18 protein-coding genes are annotated in these 15,754 nt (G+C 73.5%); 13 read left to right on the forward strand and 5 right to left on the reverse strand.

Going from position 1 to position 15,754, the window contains the following annotated elements:
• Positions 1-53 precede the first annotated feature (53 nt).
• A complete protein-coding gene (locus tag OHS17_RS18965; RefSeq protein ID WP_330313139.1) occupies positions 54-1,712 on the forward strand; it encodes a hypothetical protein in 1,659 nt (552 codons plus the stop codon).
• Between the two features lie 10 nt (positions 1,713-1,722).
• Here the strand turns inward: OHS17_RS18965 and OHS17_RS18970 are convergent, their stop codons facing one another.
• Complete coding sequence (locus OHS17_RS18970; RefSeq protein ID WP_330313140.1) at positions 1,723-2,358, reverse strand: hypothetical protein; 636 nt, start codon at positions 2,356-2,358, stop codon at positions 1,723-1,725.
• Positions 2,359-2,562: 204 nt separating this feature from the next.
• On the opposite strand from OHS17_RS18970, the gene OHS17_RS18975 reads away from it, so the two are divergent.
• Positions 2,563-3,420, forward strand: a complete 858-nt coding sequence (locus OHS17_RS18975) for an oxidoreductase (RefSeq protein WP_330313141.1) — start codon at positions 2,563-2,565, stop codon at positions 3,418-3,420.
• 193 nt (positions 3,421-3,613) lie between these two features.
• The gene (locus OHS17_RS18980) at positions 3,614-4,354 is read left to right on the forward strand and encodes a phosphotransferase family protein (protein ID WP_330313142.1); all 741 of its coding nucleotides are present in this window, start codon (positions 3,614-3,616) and stop codon (positions 4,352-4,354) included.
• A gap of 7 nt (positions 4,355-4,361) precedes the next feature.
• On the opposite strand, the gene OHS17_RS18985 is transcribed toward OHS17_RS18980, so the two are convergent.
• On the reverse strand, positions 4,362-4,613 hold the full coding sequence (locus OHS17_RS18985; RefSeq protein WP_330313143.1) for a hypothetical protein: 252 nt from the start codon (positions 4,611-4,613) through the stop codon (positions 4,362-4,364).
• Positions 4,614-4,789: 176 nt separating this feature from the next.
• Here OHS17_RS18985 and OHS17_RS18990 point away from each other — a divergent pair, with 176 nt between their 5' ends.
• The 5 genes from OHS17_RS18990 to OHS17_RS19010 all read left to right on the forward strand — a co-directional run bounded on the left by OHS17_RS18990 (position 4,790) and on the right by OHS17_RS19010 (position 9,569).
• Positions 4,790-5,260 carry a hypothetical protein gene (locus tag OHS17_RS18990; protein WP_330313144.1) on the forward strand — a complete coding sequence of 157 codons (471 nt, stop codon included), beginning with the start codon at positions 4,790-4,792 and terminating at the stop codon, positions 5,258-5,260.
• A gap of 9 nt (positions 5,261-5,269) precedes the next feature.
• The gene (locus tag OHS17_RS18995; protein ID WP_330313145.1) at positions 5,270-6,211 is read left to right on the forward strand and encodes a trypsin-like peptidase domain-containing protein; all 942 of its coding nucleotides are present in this window, start codon (positions 5,270-5,272) and stop codon (positions 6,209-6,211) included.
• A 16-nt stretch (positions 6,212-6,227) separates the two neighbouring features.
• Positions 6,228-7,391 (forward strand): serine/threonine-protein kinase, encoded by a 1,164-nt coding sequence (locus OHS17_RS19000; RefSeq protein WP_330313146.1) that lies wholly within the window; start codon positions 6,228-6,230, stop codon positions 7,389-7,391.
• Between the two features lie 5 nt (positions 7,392-7,396).
• On the forward strand, positions 7,397-8,593 hold the full coding sequence (locus OHS17_RS19005) for a hypothetical protein (protein WP_330313147.1): 1,197 nt from the start codon (positions 7,397-7,399) through the stop codon (positions 8,591-8,593).
• A gap of 109 nt (positions 8,594-8,702) precedes the next feature.
• On the forward strand, positions 8,703-9,569 hold the full coding sequence (locus tag OHS17_RS19010; RefSeq protein ID WP_330313148.1) for an NmrA/HSCARG family protein: 867 nt from the start codon (positions 8,703-8,705) through the stop codon (positions 9,567-9,569).
• A gap of 17 nt (positions 9,570-9,586) precedes the next feature.
• Here the strand turns inward: OHS17_RS19010 and OHS17_RS19015 are convergent, their stop codons facing one another.
• Positions 9,587-10,177 (reverse strand): TetR/AcrR family transcriptional regulator, encoded by a 591-nt coding sequence (locus OHS17_RS19015; protein WP_330313149.1) that lies wholly within the window; start codon positions 10,175-10,177, stop codon positions 9,587-9,589.
• A gap of 138 nt (positions 10,178-10,315) precedes the next feature.
• Here OHS17_RS19015 and OHS17_RS19020 point away from each other — a divergent pair, with 138 nt between their 5' ends.
• From OHS17_RS19020 to OHS17_RS19030, 3 genes are all read left to right on the forward strand, one after another.
• Positions 10,316-11,173: a class I SAM-dependent methyltransferase gene (locus tag OHS17_RS19020; RefSeq protein WP_330313150.1), complete on the forward strand. Its 858-nt coding sequence runs from the start codon at positions 10,316-10,318 to the stop codon at positions 11,171-11,173.
• Between the two features lie 78 nt (positions 11,174-11,251).
• Positions 11,252-11,989, forward strand: a complete 738-nt coding sequence (locus OHS17_RS19025; RefSeq protein ID WP_330313151.1) for an enoyl-CoA hydratase family protein — start codon at positions 11,252-11,254, stop codon at positions 11,987-11,989.
• Positions 11,977-12,573: a TetR/AcrR family transcriptional regulator gene (locus OHS17_RS19030; RefSeq protein ID WP_161207324.1), complete on the forward strand. Its 597-nt coding sequence runs from the start codon at positions 11,977-11,979 to the stop codon at positions 12,571-12,573. Before OHS17_RS19025 ends, OHS17_RS19030 begins: the two co-directional genes overlap by 13 nt.
• 10 nt (positions 12,574-12,583) lie before the next feature.
• Here the strand turns inward: OHS17_RS19030 and OHS17_RS19035 are convergent, their stop codons facing one another.
• Positions 12,584-13,141 carry a hypothetical protein gene (locus tag OHS17_RS19035; RefSeq protein ID WP_330313152.1) on the reverse strand — a complete coding sequence of 186 codons (558 nt, stop codon included), beginning with the start codon at positions 13,139-13,141 and terminating at the stop codon, positions 12,584-12,586.
• 85 nt (positions 13,142-13,226) lie between these two features.
• On the opposite strand from OHS17_RS19035, the gene OHS17_RS19040 reads away from it, so the two are divergent.
• On the forward strand, positions 13,227-13,772 hold the full coding sequence (locus OHS17_RS19040; RefSeq protein ID WP_330313153.1) for a GNAT family N-acetyltransferase: 546 nt from the start codon (positions 13,227-13,229) through the stop codon (positions 13,770-13,772).
• A gap of 21 nt (positions 13,773-13,793) precedes the next feature.
• Here the strand turns inward: OHS17_RS19040 and OHS17_RS19045 are convergent, their stop codons facing one another.
• On the reverse strand, positions 13,794-14,897 hold the full coding sequence (locus OHS17_RS19045) for a citrate synthase 2 (RefSeq protein ID WP_330313154.1): 1,104 nt from the start codon (positions 14,895-14,897) through the stop codon (positions 13,794-13,796).
• Between the two features lie 132 nt (positions 14,898-15,029).
• On the opposite strand from OHS17_RS19045, the gene pdxH reads away from it, so the two are divergent.
• Entirely contained in the window at positions 15,030-15,662 is a 633-nt protein-coding gene (gene pdxH, locus OHS17_RS19050; protein WP_164628737.1) for a pyridoxamine 5'-phosphate oxidase, read from the forward strand.
• Positions 15,663-15,754: the final 92 nt, after the last annotated feature.

The raw sequence follows: 15,754 nt of genomic DNA on the forward strand, positions 1-15,754 counted from the left end.
GTACACGCTTACGGTTTTACGGAGGGGTGCGGGTGTTCGGCAAGGTGGGGCGGATGGTCAGAAACCTGGAGGCGACCGGGGTCGGGCTGGTCCCGGATCACGCGGTCGTCGTGGACGCGCCGGACGCGCGGGCCGTCGAGCCGCTGGCCGCCGCCCGGCGGGGCGCGTACGAGCCGGTCCGCGCGCTCCTCGCCGCCACCCGCGCGGAGGCCGACTGGACGCTCCGGCACGAGGTCGTCACCGCGCTCGCCGAGACCGCCGTGGCCGACGCGGCCCCGGTGGGCGCCTGGCTGGACGGGTCGCCGGAGGACCCCGACGCGCTCGCCGTCGACGCGTTCCGGCGTATCGAAGAAGCGTGGGCGGTCCGCACGGCCGCGCGGGCCAAGGACGTGAGCGAGGAGCAGTACCGGGCCTTCCGCACCCTGCTGGACGACGCGCTGCCCGTCATCGAGGCGGCCGTCGCGGCGAGCCCCGGCGACCCGGTGCCGTGGTCCGCCGCTCTGCCCCACTGCATCGGCGCCCAGGCCCCGCGCGACGTCTTCGAGGAGTGCCTGGGCCAGGCGCTCGCCTGCGCGCCCCACCACCTGCCCACCCATGTGCACGCCGTGCAGTACCTCGCCGACAAGTGGCACGGCAGCCACGAGGAGATGTTCGGCTACGCGGCCGGCGTCGCCGCCGACGCGCCGGAGGGCTCACCCCTGCGCGCCCTGGAGGTCGTGGCCCTGACCGAGGTCGAGCCACGGGAGCGGAAACGGGGCATCCCCGGCCCCGAGAGGGTCGAGGCGATCATCGCCACCGCGCAGGCCTACTCCGCCTCGCGCCCGCCCGAGGACCACTCGGCCCGGCTGATCCGCAACCACCTGGTGTGGGTGCTGAACGGGCGCGAACGCTGGGCCGAATCGCTGGACGTCTACCGCTCCATCGGGCGGTACGCCACCACGTACCCGTGGAGTTACGCGGGCGAGCCGCTGGAGGCGTTCCGGCACTTCCGGGACGGCGCCCGGGCCGGACTCGCCGCCTCCGTCCCCCGTAACGGCACCGTCCCCGCCCCCGGCGTCCCCCTGCCGGAGTCCGTACGGACGGAGGCGGCCCACGAGATCGCGTACGTGCCGGGCGCACCGCAGCGCGTCTCGCAGGAGCTGCTGCTGTCCGGGGCCACCGTCCGGCTCGCCCCGGCCGGGCGGTGGACGCTGATGGAGCCGGCCCCCTCGCAGGAGACGCCGGGCAAGCGCGGGCGCCGGGCGACGGTGCTGCGGCTCGACGGTCTGGCGGCGGTGGCGGAGACCGCGTTCGACTCCGCCGGGATGACCACGCTGGTCGCCCGGCGCGAGGGGGCCGACGCGTGCGTGCTGTCCGTCGTCGCCAAGGGCCGGACGGCCGCCCGGCACCGTTGGGCGGGGCCCGGTTCGACGCCCTCCCAGGAGGCCGCGCGCCAGGACGCGGACCTGCTCGTCGCGGCGGCGGGCCAGGGCGACGCCCGGGAGATCGCACGGATGCTGCGGGACCCGGGCGACCCGTCGGAACTCCTGATCCGCACCCTGACCGCGCTCGGCCTCCCGCCGCTCCCGGCCGGCTTCGGCGAGCGCGCCGAGGTCCTGGCCGACGCCCGGGGCGCCACGGTCCACCGGGCCCGCTCGCTCTGGCAGGGCATGAAGGACTTCATGAGCGACGAGACCGACCCGAACCCGCCGTTGCAGCTGGACGGGCGGTGATCCCGCCGGGTTACGAGGGCAGGGCCGCACGCCGGTGCACGCGGTCGAGCAGGCGGAACAGCGGGGCGTCGTAACGCGTCAGTTCCGCGCGGGTGTTGATGTCGTTGTGCACCCCGTCGCCGCCGGGCCGGCCCTCGTAGTTGACGTCGAAGTAGCACTGGATGCCCTCGGCCCAGTAGCGGTCGTCGAGCGAGGTCCCGAACGCCGCGCGCACCTCGGGAACCGAGCTCATCCGCTCGTTCCGGGCGGTGATCACCACGCGGAGGTTGCGGCGGTCCAGCTCGCCGACCGGGTAGTACGGCCAGGTGCGGACCAGGGCCTCCAGCTGGCGGGCCGCCTTGAGCGGGGTGGAGTCGGCGACCTGCGCGGAGCCCAGGACCGCGATCGAGGCGCCCGTGTTCACGTCCTTGGGCCCCTCCACGTACTTCGCGTACCACCCGGTGTCGAGCCGGAAGCGGTTCACGACGGCCCGGGGCACGGGGTTCTGGACGGTGGCCGCCGCCGTCGCCGCCCGGGTGGCGGTGGCGGCGGAGGCCGGCCCGGACCCCGCCAGCAGCGCGGGCAGGAGCACGGCGGCCACGAGCAGGGCCCGGTGCCGGAGCCGGGGGCGGGTGGGGTGCGGTTTCCGTACGGTCGCGAGGCTCATCCTGCGCCCTCTCGGGTGGGGGGATACCGTCCGATTCCCGCGGGGCGCGAGGTGCCGCGGGAGCGCGCCCACGCCCTTGTGGGGTGAGCCGGCCGCCACGGGAGGTGTGCGCGTACAGCGTTGTACGTGTGGGGAGTTGGCGCCCCGGGGCGCGCCCCGTGTCAGTGAGGATGTGTCGGCGTCCGGTGACCTACGTTGGTGGTCATGAACTCCATACGGTGGGAATTGGGCGGGGACCTGGGGGTCGCCCGGGTCGGCTACGGCGCGATGAAGCTGACGGGATGGCCACGGGGCGAGCGGCCCGACCGCGACGCGGCCCTCGGCATCCTGCGGCGGGCGGTGGAGCTGGGCGTCAACCACATCGACACCTCGAACTACTACGCGCGCGAAGGGGTTTCGGCCAACGAGCTGATCCGGTCCGCGTTGCACCCCTACCCGGACGACCTGGTGATCGTCACCAAGGTCGGCGCGCTGGTCGAGGGCCCGGACATCGCGCTGCCGCCCGGCGAGCAGCACGGTCTCACCCCGGACGGGCTGCGACGCGGGGTGGAGGCGAACCTGAAGTCCCTCGGCCTGGACCGGCTCGACGTGGTGAACCTGCGCATGGGCGACCGGGGCCATGAGGACGCCCCGCTCGACGGCCCCCTCACGACGCTGCTGGCCCTGCGCGACGAGGGCCTGATCCGGCACATCGGGATCTCCAACGTGTCGCTCGACCAGTTCACGCGGGCGCGCGAGCTGGCGCCGGTCGCCTGTGTGCAGAACGCGTACAACATCGCGCGCCGCGACGACGATCCCCTGGTCGACGCCTGCGCCGAAGCGGGTATCGCCTACGTGCCGTTCTATCCGGTCGGCGGCTTCCAGCCCCTGACCGCCGAGCGCCTGGAGGCCGTCGCCGAGCGCCACGACGCGACCGTCCCGCAGGTGGCGCTCGCCTGGCTGCTGGCCCGTTCACCCAACATCCTGCTCATCCCCGGCACCGGTTCCCCGGCCCACCTGGAGGAGAACATCGCGGCGGGCGAGCTGAGGCTGAGCGCGGAGGACCTGGCGAGCCTGGGCTGACGGCTGACGGCTGACGGCTGACGGCTGACGGCTGACGGCTGACGGCTGACGGCTGACGGCTGACGGCTGGCGGCTGGCGGCTGACGGCAGGTCCGCGGTACCGGCGGTGGCGGGCGCCGGAGGGCGGCTGGTATCCGGTCGACCCCAGCGGCGCCCGCCGCCCCGGGGCACTTTCGTGGAGAGACTGGGCGGCATGGATGAGGTCGAGGTTGTCGTAGCCCACTCCGAGCGGACGACGCTGCGTGTCGGGGACATGTTCCTGAAGGTGGACGCCGATCGGGCGCGGATCGCCGTGGAGGCCGAGGCGCTGGCGCTGGCGCCGGTCCCGGTGCCGGAGGTGTTGTGGCACAAGCCGTCCGTGCTGGCGCTCGCCGCCGTCCGGGGCACCGCGCTCGGCCGCCTCGGGGAGCCGTCGCCCGCGTCACCGGCGGCCTGGGCCGCGGCGGGGGCCGCGATCCGGACGCTGCACGAGGCGCCGTTGCCGCCGTGGCCCGGGCGGAGCGCGGACGGCCTGGCGGCCGAGCTGGAGCGGGAGTGCGACTGGCTCCTCGCGCACGAGGCGCTGCCCGCCGAGCTGGTCACCCGTAATCGCCGGATCGCCGAGGCGGCGCTGCGGCCGTGGGAGCCGGTGTTCGTGCACGGCGACTTGCAGATCACCCATGTGTTCACCGGCGACGACGACGAGGTCACCGGCATCATCGACTGGTCCGAGGCGGCGCGTGGGGACGCGCTGTTCGACCTCGCCACGCTGACGCTCGGGCACGAGGAGCGTCTGGGTGACCTCGTCGCCGGGTACGGCACCGACGTCGACCTGGACCTCGTCCGCGCCTGGTGGTCGCTGCGCAGCCTCACCGCGTACCGCTGGCTGATCCAGCACGGCTTCGACCCGGCCGCGCCGGGGTGCGAACTGGACGTGCTGCGGGCCGCGATGTGACGGGGCCCTACGCCTGAGGCCCGGGGTCGTCCGAGTCGGCCGGGCGGAACCGGCCCATGCTGATGCTGAGCAGGACGGCTCCGAGCACGGGCAGCACGCCGTACAGCAGAGGGACGTCCTTGCCGAACCGGCTGACGAGGAAGGCGGTGCCGCCGACGGCGACGAGCAGGTGCGGGCGCCTGAAGATGTGCCCGCAGACCACCGCCAGCCGCCGCAGTCCGCGCGCCTCGGTGAGCCTGGTCCAGTCCGTGGGGGCCATGGCGTCCAGGATAGGCGCGCAGGGGCGGTGCGTTAGGCCCCGGTCGTTGTCGGCCTCGTGCACGGTCCTCGTGCTTCAAGTGGCTCGAATTGCGGGCGCCCCAGCGCTACTTCGCGCACCATAGTGACGATCAGGAATCACTGGCGACGGTCAGGGATCAGCACCCAGGGGGGCATGTGTCCGAAACCGAGAATCCGGCCGCCGACGCGGGCGACGGGACGGCGGACGCGGCGGCGACGGGTACGCCGCTCGTCGGAGCCGCGCTCGTCGTCGCGGTGACCGTCATCGTGCTGTGGCTCGGGCTGCTCGCCTGGCTGGCGTTCCATACCGACGCGACCGAGGTCGCCTGGTCGCGTCTGCTCATCGTCCTCGGCTCCGTGGAAGCCGTCGCGTTCGCGGCCATCGGCGCCTTGTTCGGCACGACGGTGCAGCGGCAGCGGGTGGCGGATCTGGCGGCCCGCACCGAGGCCGCCGAGTCCCGCGCGAGTGCCAACGAGACGGCGGCCCTCAACGGCCATAGGCTGGCGGCGGCGGTCCAGGCCTCCCGGGCTCCCGGCGGCGGTGCGGACACGGAACAGCTGTCGGCGGACGGCCGGTCCGGCCGGGATCCCCTGCTCGACATGGCCAACCGGCTGTTCCCGGACTGAGGCGGCGCCGTGGACCCCATCGGAAGACTGGTGCGCGACGGTGAGCCCGTGGCGACGGCGGTCGTGCTCACCGCCGACGGACTCGCCGCGACGGCGGCTCACGTCCTCGCGTCGCACCGGGCCGCGCAGTGGACCTTCGAGCCGATCGCCGCGCCGGGGCTTTCCTTCCCCGTCGACTGCTCGCCGCCCTCGGACGGGGCGGCCGACGTGGCACTGATCCAGGTACGCGAAGCGGATGACTGGGACCCGGTGACGCTCACCCCGCATACGGGCGCCACCCCCGGCGACCCGGTCCACCTCCGCGGATTCGCCGCGTCCCGCGACTACGACTCCGGCGTCGGCCACTACGTCGGCACCACGGCGCGGAACGGCCGGGCCTGGGTGAAGGTGAGCTGCCGGCACGCCCAGCCGGGCATGAGCGGCGCACCGGTGCTGCTCACCGGCACGGGCAGCGCCATCGGCATCGTGTCGGCCCGTCTCAACTCGGGGAACTGGAACCGCGACACCGTGCTGCTCGCCCCGGCCGGGAGCCTGGTCGCGCTCGCCCCCGAGCGGCTGCGGCCGGCCGCACCCGTACGCCGTCATGCCGGGGGCACGCTCCGGCTGTCCTGGGTGCACGGCGCTTCGACGGAACTCTTCCTGGAATCCGATGACTTCACGGTCTCGTTCGGCCGCAACGTCAACAACCGGGTGTACCTGCCGGACCACCGGGACAGTCGCTTCCACGGCCATCTCGCTCTGGTCGGGGCCTCCTTGACCTACCAGCACCTCGGATCGCACCCGGCCTTCCTGGCAGGCGCCACACGCCAGCTGAAGCTCTCCAAGGGGGACATCTGCTCCGTCGGGGACAAGGACCGGCTGAGCGTCGGGAGCGGAACGATGCTGGTGGAGTTCTCCGCGCCCGACCTGTACGACCCGAACGCGCACATGACGCCGGAGGCGCCTGAGTGAAGGGGTGATCAACCAGTTGGACGCCGATTCCCGCACCGATCTGACGGCCGCCGGACCCTACGAGCCGCCTCCCCCTCTGGCGGGCGCGCCCGCGGCCATCGGGGAGGTGCTGTCCGACCGCTGGTCGGTGGCGGAGATCCGCCGCGGCGGGCAGGCATGGGTCCTCATCGTCGATGACCTCGAACGCGGCGGCCGCCGCGCGATCAAGGTCCCGCTCTCCGGCGCACTTGTCGGCGACGACGAACTCGAAATGCTGCTCCGGCTCGAACCGCACCAGCACACCGTCACCACGCTCGGCGTCATCGAGGTGCGCGGGCGGTCGGGCATCGTCTTCGACTACGCGCCCTCCACCCTGACCGACCTGATCGGACTGGGGCCCGGGCTTTCACTTACCGGACTCCTTCAGCAGGTGTGCGCCGGAATGGCCCACCTGTCCCACGTCGTAGAGGTGGCCCACCTCGACCTCAAACCGTCGAACGTCCTCGTGGACGAGAACGGTCAGGCCAAGGTCGCCGACTTCGGCCTGGCCCAACGGGTGCGCATCCAGGACGGACGCTTCGCGGGCGCGCGGGGCGGCACCTGGGCGTACGCCGCGCCCGAGGTGCTGCGGCGGGAGCCCTGCGACACCCGCGCCGACATCTTCTCCTTCGGCGTGCTCCTCTACGAGGCGTGCACGGGCAGGCTCCCCTACCCGTTCGCCCTGGCATCCGACCCGGCCGCCCAGCGGGAGCAACTGCTGGACTACTACGCGTCCTCGGGCCCGGGTGAGCGGCAGAGCGAGCTCTACTACTGGGGGCAGTCCAAGCTGACCCAGGTGCCCGTCACCCCGCCCGGTGAGGGCATCAGCGTCCTCCTGTCGAGCTGCCTGCAGCAACACCTGTCCGAGCGTCCGCAGTCGTTCACGATGCTCGCGGAGATGCTGGCCCGGGCGGTCCGGAGACCGCCGGTCGAAGCCCTGGCGACCCCGCTGCCGCAGATCGACCAGCAGCGCAGATCGCTCTCGCTGGCCCAGGTACTGATCCGGCTCGGCCGGCTGGACGAGGCCATCAACGAGCTCAACCGCTTGCTGTCGACGCCCCTGCCCGCGGCTCTCTTCGAGGCCGCACGGCAGGCGGCGGTCCAGGCGCTGACCACAGCCGGGCGGCATGCCGAAGCAACCGAACTAGCAGATTGGCGGTGACCTCCATGCGGCGGTTCGAACTGGCGGAATGGAAACGAAGCCCGCGCCTCACGGAGCTGCGGAACACGGTGGTGGGGCTGCTCGGGGAAGGGCGGCACCGTACCGCGCTGGACGAGGCCCTGCGCGGACTGCGGCGCGATCCGGAGCACCCCGACGGACTGTTCGTGGCGCTCACAGTGCTGGCCCAGAGCCGTACGGCGCGGCTGACGTCCCCCGAACCCCTGACCGAGACGCAGCAGTGGAACGCGCTGCTGGCGCCGATCACGACGGCGTGCTCGTCCTGCGACGGCCGCTGGTACTCGACGCACGCGGTCATGTTCACCGACAACGACGTGGAGATCCAGCCGACGAACCCCATCGGGCTGCAATGCCAGAAGTGCCGGTACACGCTGTGCAGGGACTGCCTGAAGGCGCAGCGGCCGACCTCGTACACCCTCTCCGTCGACGAGCCGGAGGTGGTCGCGGCCTCCTGCGCGAACCGGGAGTGCGGCGGCCGGGGGCTGTCCGCGCCGGTGCTCCCCACCGGCCGCCCCGACGTGACGCCCATGGATCCGGACGCCATCGAGGGCGTCGTCGTCGTACGGGACGGCCCCATCCGCCCGACGACGGAGGAAGCCCTCACCGTGGTGACCAGGTTCCTCCCTCTCATCCCCGACGACGCGCCCCTCCTCCACATCCGCAGGGCCCGCCCCGGCACCATGGGCGACGGCGCGGCCCGCGACGGGCTCGCCCAGTCCCTGCTGCTCGACCTGGAACGCGAAGGCGTGCTGGCCCCCGCCTCCTGGGGGCGCTCCCGGCGCATGCACATCCTGGCCGGTCCCGGGGGAGACGGTGACTATCTGATCGTCCCGGTCCGGAGGAGCGACCAGCACGTCACGCCGACCGCTCTGCACGCCGTCTCCAGCCCGGGCACGTACACCTATCTCCTCCAGATCCTGCCCCTGCGAGGAGGCTGGGCGACGCTGCGCGACCCGCGGACGGGCGACTTCCACGAGGGCACGTTCGGCGCCCTCTCGGCACCGCCCGAATCGCTCCCCGGCCTCGCCCAGGACCTCATCAAACGCTTCGAGCGCATGGGGCAGTCGCGCCGCGTCCTGTTCTTCGAGGGCGACCGCACCCAGCAGAACCTCAGCACGGACGACGTGTACGGCATCGGCACGGAAGGCGGCACCTCGCTTTCGCCGTACTCCGAGGGGCGGTGACGCGTCGGCTCACCGCCTCCCCTTGACCTCAATCGCGCTTGAGGGTTCACCGTCTTGGTATGCCGGTCCGCCGCACCGAGGGCGGACCTCGTACGCAGGAGGAACACCCATGTCCGACAACCGAGTCATCGTGGTCACCGGCGCGACGGGGAAGCAGGGCGGGGCCGTCGCCCGGGCGCTGCTGGGGCAGGGCTGGACCGTACGGGCGCTGGTGCGCGATCCGGACGCGTCCGCCGCGCTCGCGCTGAAGGAGGCGGGTGCGGTGCTCGTACGCGGGGACCTGGACGATGCACGCTCCCTGGACGCGGCCCTGGCGGGGGCGTACGGGGTGTTCAGCGTGCAGACCTTCGCCGGGCCGGACGGTTTCGACGGGGAGATCCGGCAGGGCCGGGCGGTCGCGGACGCCGCCGCCCGGGCGGGGGTCGCGCATGTCGTCTACAGCTCCGTGGACGGTGCCGACCGCGCCGGGGACGTACGGCACTTCGCGAGCAAGGGCGAGATCGAGCAGCACATCGAGGCCCTGGGGCTGCCCGCGACCGTGCTGCGGCCGACGTTCTTCATTTCCAACTTCGAGGGCCTGGGGCCGCGATGGGACGGCGAGGAGCTGACGCTCACCCTGGCGCTCGACGCGGACACCCGGCTCCGGATGGTCAGCCCCGACGACATCGGCGCCCTAGCGGCCGCCGCCTTCGCCGCCCCGGCCGACTACCTGGGCCGCATCGTGGAGATGGCCGGCGACGCGCTCACCGGGCCGCAGATGGCCGAGGTGTTCGCCCGCGCCGCCGGGCGGCCCGTGCGCTTCGTCCCCATGCCCGTCGGGCAACTCCGGGCGCACAGCGAGGAGATGGGTGCGATGTTCGCCTGGTTCAACGAGGTGGGCTTCCGGGCCGAGGTGAGCGACCTGCGTCGCGCGCTGCCCGCGCCGGTCACCCTGGAGCGCTGGGTCGCCGAGCACTGGAGCGCGCCCGCGGCGTGACGGCGGGCGCCGAGGCCTCAGGTTCCGGACCCCACCAGCACCGCCACCAGCCGGGTCATCGCCGGGCGTGGGTCCGGGGCGCCCGGCCATGTCGTCATCAGGAGGTGGTGCGCGGTGCCGACCAGCGCGAGCGCGACCGCGGGTGCGTCCACCTCCGCCGCCACCCTGCCCCGCTCCTGCTCGTCGGTCAGGTAGTCCGTGACGGCCTCCTGGATCGCCGCGAAGCCCGGTGCCCCGGCCTCCAGGGCTTCGCGGACGCGGACCGTGGCCGCCGGGCGGGTCATGGCGAGGCCCGAGATCGCGGGGCCGCCGGAGGCGAAGAGGGCGAGGACCACGGCCTCCAGGTTCTCCCGGACCGTCCCCTGCCCGGCGAGCGCCGAGAGGGCCCGGGCCTTCGTGGCCGTCCGGGCGAACCGGTCGAGGCAGAGCTCCGCGACGAACTCATCGAGCCCCGCGAAGTGCGTGTGCAGGAGGCCCTTCGCGCAGCCCGCCTCCGTCGTGACGGCCCGGCTGGTGAGCGCGCCGGGCCCGTCCTTCTCCACGATGCGCTCGGCCGCCGCGAACAGCCGCTCGCGCACGTCCGGCGTCGCCACTCCGCGCGGTGACATGGGCCTTCTTCCGTTCTGCCGGCCCCGCCCCTTGTGGGCGCGACCGCTCCGCATGGTAGCGGGGATTGCGGGTTTGGGCGTGTGCCCATACTGTTTGGGCGAACGCCCATTCTTGGGCGCCCACGTCAGGAGGCACGCGTGTCCGAGATCGTCAACACCGAGCAGGAGCAGGCCTGGAACGGCCCCGAAGGCGTCCACTGGGCCGGCCATCAGGACCGCTGGAACGCGGTCAACGGCGGCTTCAACGACCCCCTCCTCGACGCCGCGGGGATCTCCGGGGGCGGCCACCGCACCCTCGACCTCGGCTGCGGCACCGGGCAGACCACGCGCCTCGCCGCGCTCCGGGCGCCCCGGGGGAGCGCCACGGGCCTCGACCTGTCCGGGCCGATGCTGGCCGAGGCGCGGGCCCGCGCGGAACGGGAGGGCGTCGGCAACGCCTCCTTCGTCCAGGGCGACGCCCAGACGCACCCCTTCGAGCCCGGCGCGTACGACTCGGCGATCAGCCGTTACGGGGTGATGTTCTTCGCCGACCCCGTGGCGGCCTTCGGCAACATCGGCCACGCACTGCGCCCCGGCGGGCGGCTCGCCTTCGTCTGCCCGGCCGACGCCGCGCTCAACGAGTGGGTCGTGGCCATGGCGGCCCTCCGTGACTTCCTCCCGGTCGGCGACTTCGGCCGCCCGGGGCTTCCCGGCATGTTCTCTTTGGCCGCCCCGGACCACATCCGCGAGATCCTGACGGCGGCGGGCTTCTCCCGTATCGACGTCAACCAGGCGCAGGTGTACGGGACATGGGGCACCGACGCCGGGGACGCGGCGGACTTCCTGCTGGGCACGGGCCCGGGCCGCCACCTGATGCAGCAGGCCGACGCGGCAGCCCGCACCCGTGCGCGCGCCGTCCTCACGGACCACCTGCGCGGCCACGAGGCGGCGGACGGCACGGTCCGTCTGCGCAGCACCTCGTGGCTGGTCACGGCGGACCGCCCCGCACGCGCGTAAAATCATGCAAGCGCGCTTGATTGTTCCCGGTCCTGCTGCCACGCTCGACGCGACTGCCGGCAGAGAAGGAGACCGCGGATGAGCCCGCTCGCCCCGCCCGCCCACACGCGCGGCGTCACCACCCTCACGCTCGACTCGCCCGCCAACCGCAACGCGCTCAGCGCCGGGCTCGTCGCCGCTCTCGCGGAGGCGCTGGACGCGTGCGCGGCCGACGCCTCCGTGCGGGCCGTCGTGCTCACCCACACCGGGACCACCTTCTGCGCGGGCGCCGATCTGCGGGCCCCGGCCGACCCGCACGACTTCGTGGCCCTGATGCGGCGGATCGTCGCGCTGCCGAAGCCCGTGGTGGCCCGGGTCGACGGGCACGTGCGGGCCGGAGGGCTCGGGCTGCTCGCGGCCTGCGACCTCTCCGTCGCCGGGACCGGGTCGACCTTCGCCCTCACCGAGGCACGGCTCGGCCTCGCGCCCGCCGTGATCTCGATGCCGCTGCTCCCGCGCATCGACCCGCGCGCCGCCGCCCGCTACTACCTGACCGGCGAGAAGTTCTCCGCGGACGAGGCCGAGCGCATCGGCCTCGTCACGATGGCCGCCACCGACGTGGACGGCTCGGTGGACCTCGTACTGGACGATCTGCGGCGGGCCTCGCCGCAGGGGCTGGCGGCGTCCAAGGCACTGGTCACGGCTACTGTGCTGGAGAATTTCGATCAGCACGCCGAAGACCTCATCGCCCGCTCCGCCCAGCTCTTCGCCTCCGAGGAGGCCCGGGAGGGGATGACGGCCTTCCTCGAACGACGGGACCCCGCATGGGCGTTGTGACACCGGGCGGCAGCAGCCCCGGCCCCAAACAGGACCGCAGCCGTGCCACCCGCCGCCGCCTCCTGGAGGCCGCGGTGGCCTGCCTCGCCGAACACGGCTGGGCCGGGTCCACCGTCGCCGTCGTGGCGGAACGGGCCGGGGTCTCGCGGGGCGCGGCGCAGCACCACTTCCCCACTCGCGAGGACCTGTTCACCGCCGCCGTCGAATACGTCGCCGAGGAACGCTCCGCCGCCCTGCGCGCCGTCCCCGACCAGGACCGCGCCGCCGTCGTCGCCGCCCTGGTCGACCTCTACACCGGCCCCCTCTTCCGCGCCGCCCTCCAGCTCTGGGTCGCCGCGTCCAACGAGGAGCAACTGCGGCCCCGCGTCACGGAGCTGGAGGCGCGGGTGGGCCGCGAGACCCACCGCATCGCCGTCCACCTCCTGCGCGCCGACGAGGCGAGGCCCGGGGTGCGCGAGACCGTGCAGGGGCTGCTCGACATGGCCCGGGGGCTCGGCCTCGCCAACGTCCTCACCGACGACACCGCCCGCCGCCGCAAGGTGGTCGCCCAGTGGGGCGCGCTGCTGGACGAGGCCCTGGGCTGAGGGGTGCCGCTCAGGCCCGGACCGCCGTGATCCGCAGGCCGTGATCGGTCCGGATCGTCAGCTTCCCGCCGTCCCACACCACCGGCAGCGGGGCCTGCCGGGTGTCCACCGGTGAGCCGGGGTCCACCTCGCCCGACTCCGCGCTCAGCCCCCACCCCAGGGTGACCGCGGCCTTGTCGCCGACCGCCGCGGGCAGGCCGGACGCGGCCCAGACGTCGTCCATGTCCCGGCCGTCGAACCGGACCACCAGGCCACTCCCGGCCAGCTCGTACGTACCCGTCTCGTCGCCCCCGTCGAGGCTCCACCGACCGCCCTTGATCTCGATCCGCCGCCACTCGTCGTGGGCCTGGCCCCGCGGCTCGTACGAGAGCTTCCACGTGCCGCTCACGAACGCTTCGAGCGCGGCCCCGGCCACCGTCGGCTTCGTGGCCGGTCGGCCCGGCACACCGTCGGAGTCCTTGTTCCTGCCGCAGGCCGCCAGGGCGACCGTGACGAGGCCGACCGCCCCGTACCGCAGCGCGTCCCGTCTTCGGACGATCTTCGTCAACTGCCGCATTTCCTCGCGCATACCCACCTCTGTCACTTTCCGGGAGCCAGAGCATGGCGCAGGAAACGCCTTGGTGTCAGCGGAACGCCCGGATAGGGTCCCGACCATGACCAGCAGCGCCACGCCCCCCTTCCCCCGCCACGTCGAACTCACCGGTGAGGGGCTCGTGCTGCGCGACTGGACCGAGGACGACCTCGCCGCCATGCCGGAGCTCTTCGACCACCCGGACATCGCGTACTGGACGCCGATCGTCTCGCCGTTCGACGCCGAGGCCGCCCGCGCGCGGCTGGCGAAGGCCCGGCAGCTGCGGGCGGACGGCACGGCCGTGCTGCTCGCCATCACGCTCGACGGCGGCGCCCCGCTCGGCGAGGTCATGCTGCGGCGCGCCCCCGAGGGCACGGAGCTGGGTTACGCGGTCGGCCCCGCCCACCGCGGCCAGGGGCTGGCCGGGCGGGCGGTGCGGGTGATGGCCGCGTACGCCTTCGAGGAGCTGGGCGTCGACCGGGTCATCCTGGAACTGGAGGCGGAGAACGCGGCCAGCGTCGCCGTCGCCGCCGCGAACGGCTTCCGGCTGCTCGGCGTACCGCTCATCGAGGGCGAGGAGAAGGGGCGCCCGTACGCCCTCCAGACCTGGGCGCTCGACCGGGACTGAGGCCCAGGGGCAGGGCCCGCCCTACGGCCTGTTCAGCTCCTCGTACCCCGCGACCTCGCGCGGGCTCCGCGCGCCCGGGCCCACGTAGCGCGCCGACGGGCGCACCAGGCGGCCCGTCCGCTTCTGCTCCAGGATGTGAGCCGACCAGCCCGCCGTACGGGCACAGGTGAACATCGACGTGAACATGGGCGCCGGCACCTCGGCGAAGTCCAGCATGATCGCCGCCCAGAACTCCACGTTCGTCGCCAGCACCCGGTCCGGGCGGCGCGCGTGCAGCTCCTCGAGGGCGGCCTTCTCCAGCGCCCGCGCCACCTCGTAGCGGGGTGCGCCCAGCTCCTCGGCGGTGCGCCGCAGCACCCGGGCGCGCGGGTCCTCGGCGCGGTAGACGCGGTGGCCGAAGCCCATCAGCCGCTCGCCCTTGTCCAGCGCCTTCTTCACGTACGCCGTGGCGTCCCCGGTCCGCTCGATCTCCTCGATCATGCCGAGGACCCGGGACGGGGCACCGCCGTGCAGCGGGCCCGACATGGCGCCCACCGCGCCGGACAGCGCGGCCGCCACGTCCGCCCCGGTCGAGGCGATGACCCGGGCGGTGAACGTCGAGGCGTTCATGCCGTGCTCGGCGGCGGACGTCCAGTACGCGTCGACGGCCTTCACGTGCCGGGGATCCGGCTCGCCCCGCCAGCGGATCATGAACCGCTCCACCACGGAATCGGCCTTGTCGATCTCCCGCTGCGGGACCATCGGCAGGCCCTGTCCGCGCGCCGACTGCGCCACGTACGACAGCGCCATCACGGCGGCCCGCGCCAGATTCTCGCGGGCGGTCTCCGCGTCGATGTCGAGCAGCGGTTTCAGCCCCCAGACCGGGGCGAGCATCGCCAGAGCGGCCTGCACATCGACCCGGACGTCACCGGAGTGCACGGGGAGCGGAAACGGTTCGGCGGGTGGCAGACCGGGCTCGAAGGCCCCGTCCACCAGCAGCCCCCACACATGTCCGAAGGAGACGTGACCGACCAGCTCCTCGATGTCGACGCCCCGGTACCGGAGCGAACCGCCCTCCTTGTCGGGTTCGGCGATTTCCGTCTCGAACGCGACGACTCCTTCGAGTCCGGGTACGAAGTCGGACATCAGGCGGCTCCCTCGGTTCGACGGTTGCGCCGGGCGGACCTCCTGCCCGTCCGGCCGCTGCGGCAGGATGGCACCGTGCCCACCCCAGACTCCTCAGACTCCTCCTTCGATTCCACCACCGATCCGGCCGCGATGCGCGAGCAATACCGATCCGAGACCTTCACCGAGGACTCGCTCGCGCCCGATCCGATGGACCAGTTCGCGCGCTGGTTCCGCCAAGTCGCCGCCGGTGGCATGCTCCACGAGCCGAACGCCATGGTGGTCTCCACGGCGACCCCCGAGGGCCGCCCCTCCTCCCGCACGGTGCTGCTGAAGATGTACGACGCGCGCGGCTTCGTCTTCTTCACCAACTACGGCTCCCGCAAGGGCCGCGAGCTGACGGCCAACCCGTACGTCTCGCTGCTCTTCCCCTGGCACCCGCTGGCCCGCCAGGTCATCGTCACCGGCACCGCCGCGCGCGTCCCCCGCGAGGAGACCGTCGCCTACTTCCGCACCCGCCCGCACGGTTCGCAGCTCGGGGCCTGGGCGAGCGAGCAGTCCACGGTGATCGGCAGCCGCGAGGAGCTGACCGCCCGCTACGAGGAGTTGTCGGCCCGCTACCCGGAGGGCGAGAAGGTCCCGGCGCCCCCGCACTGGGGCGGCTTCCGGGTCGTCCCCGAGACGATCGAGTTCTGGCAGGGCCACGAGAACCGGCTCCACGACCGGCTGCGTTACGTCCGCGAGGGCGGCGGGGAGAAGTGGCGCGTCGAGCGCCTGTGCCCGTAAACCGCCCCCGACATGCGGAAACCCGCAGGCTCTGGTCCCTCCTTGCGGAGGAGCCGGCCGGATCTACCGGCGAGCCTGCGGGTCGGTGACTG

The organism is Streptomyces sp. NBC_00523, assembly GCF_036346615.1.
Lineage (GTDB): Bacteria > Actinomycetota > Actinomycetes > Streptomycetales > Streptomycetaceae > Streptomyces.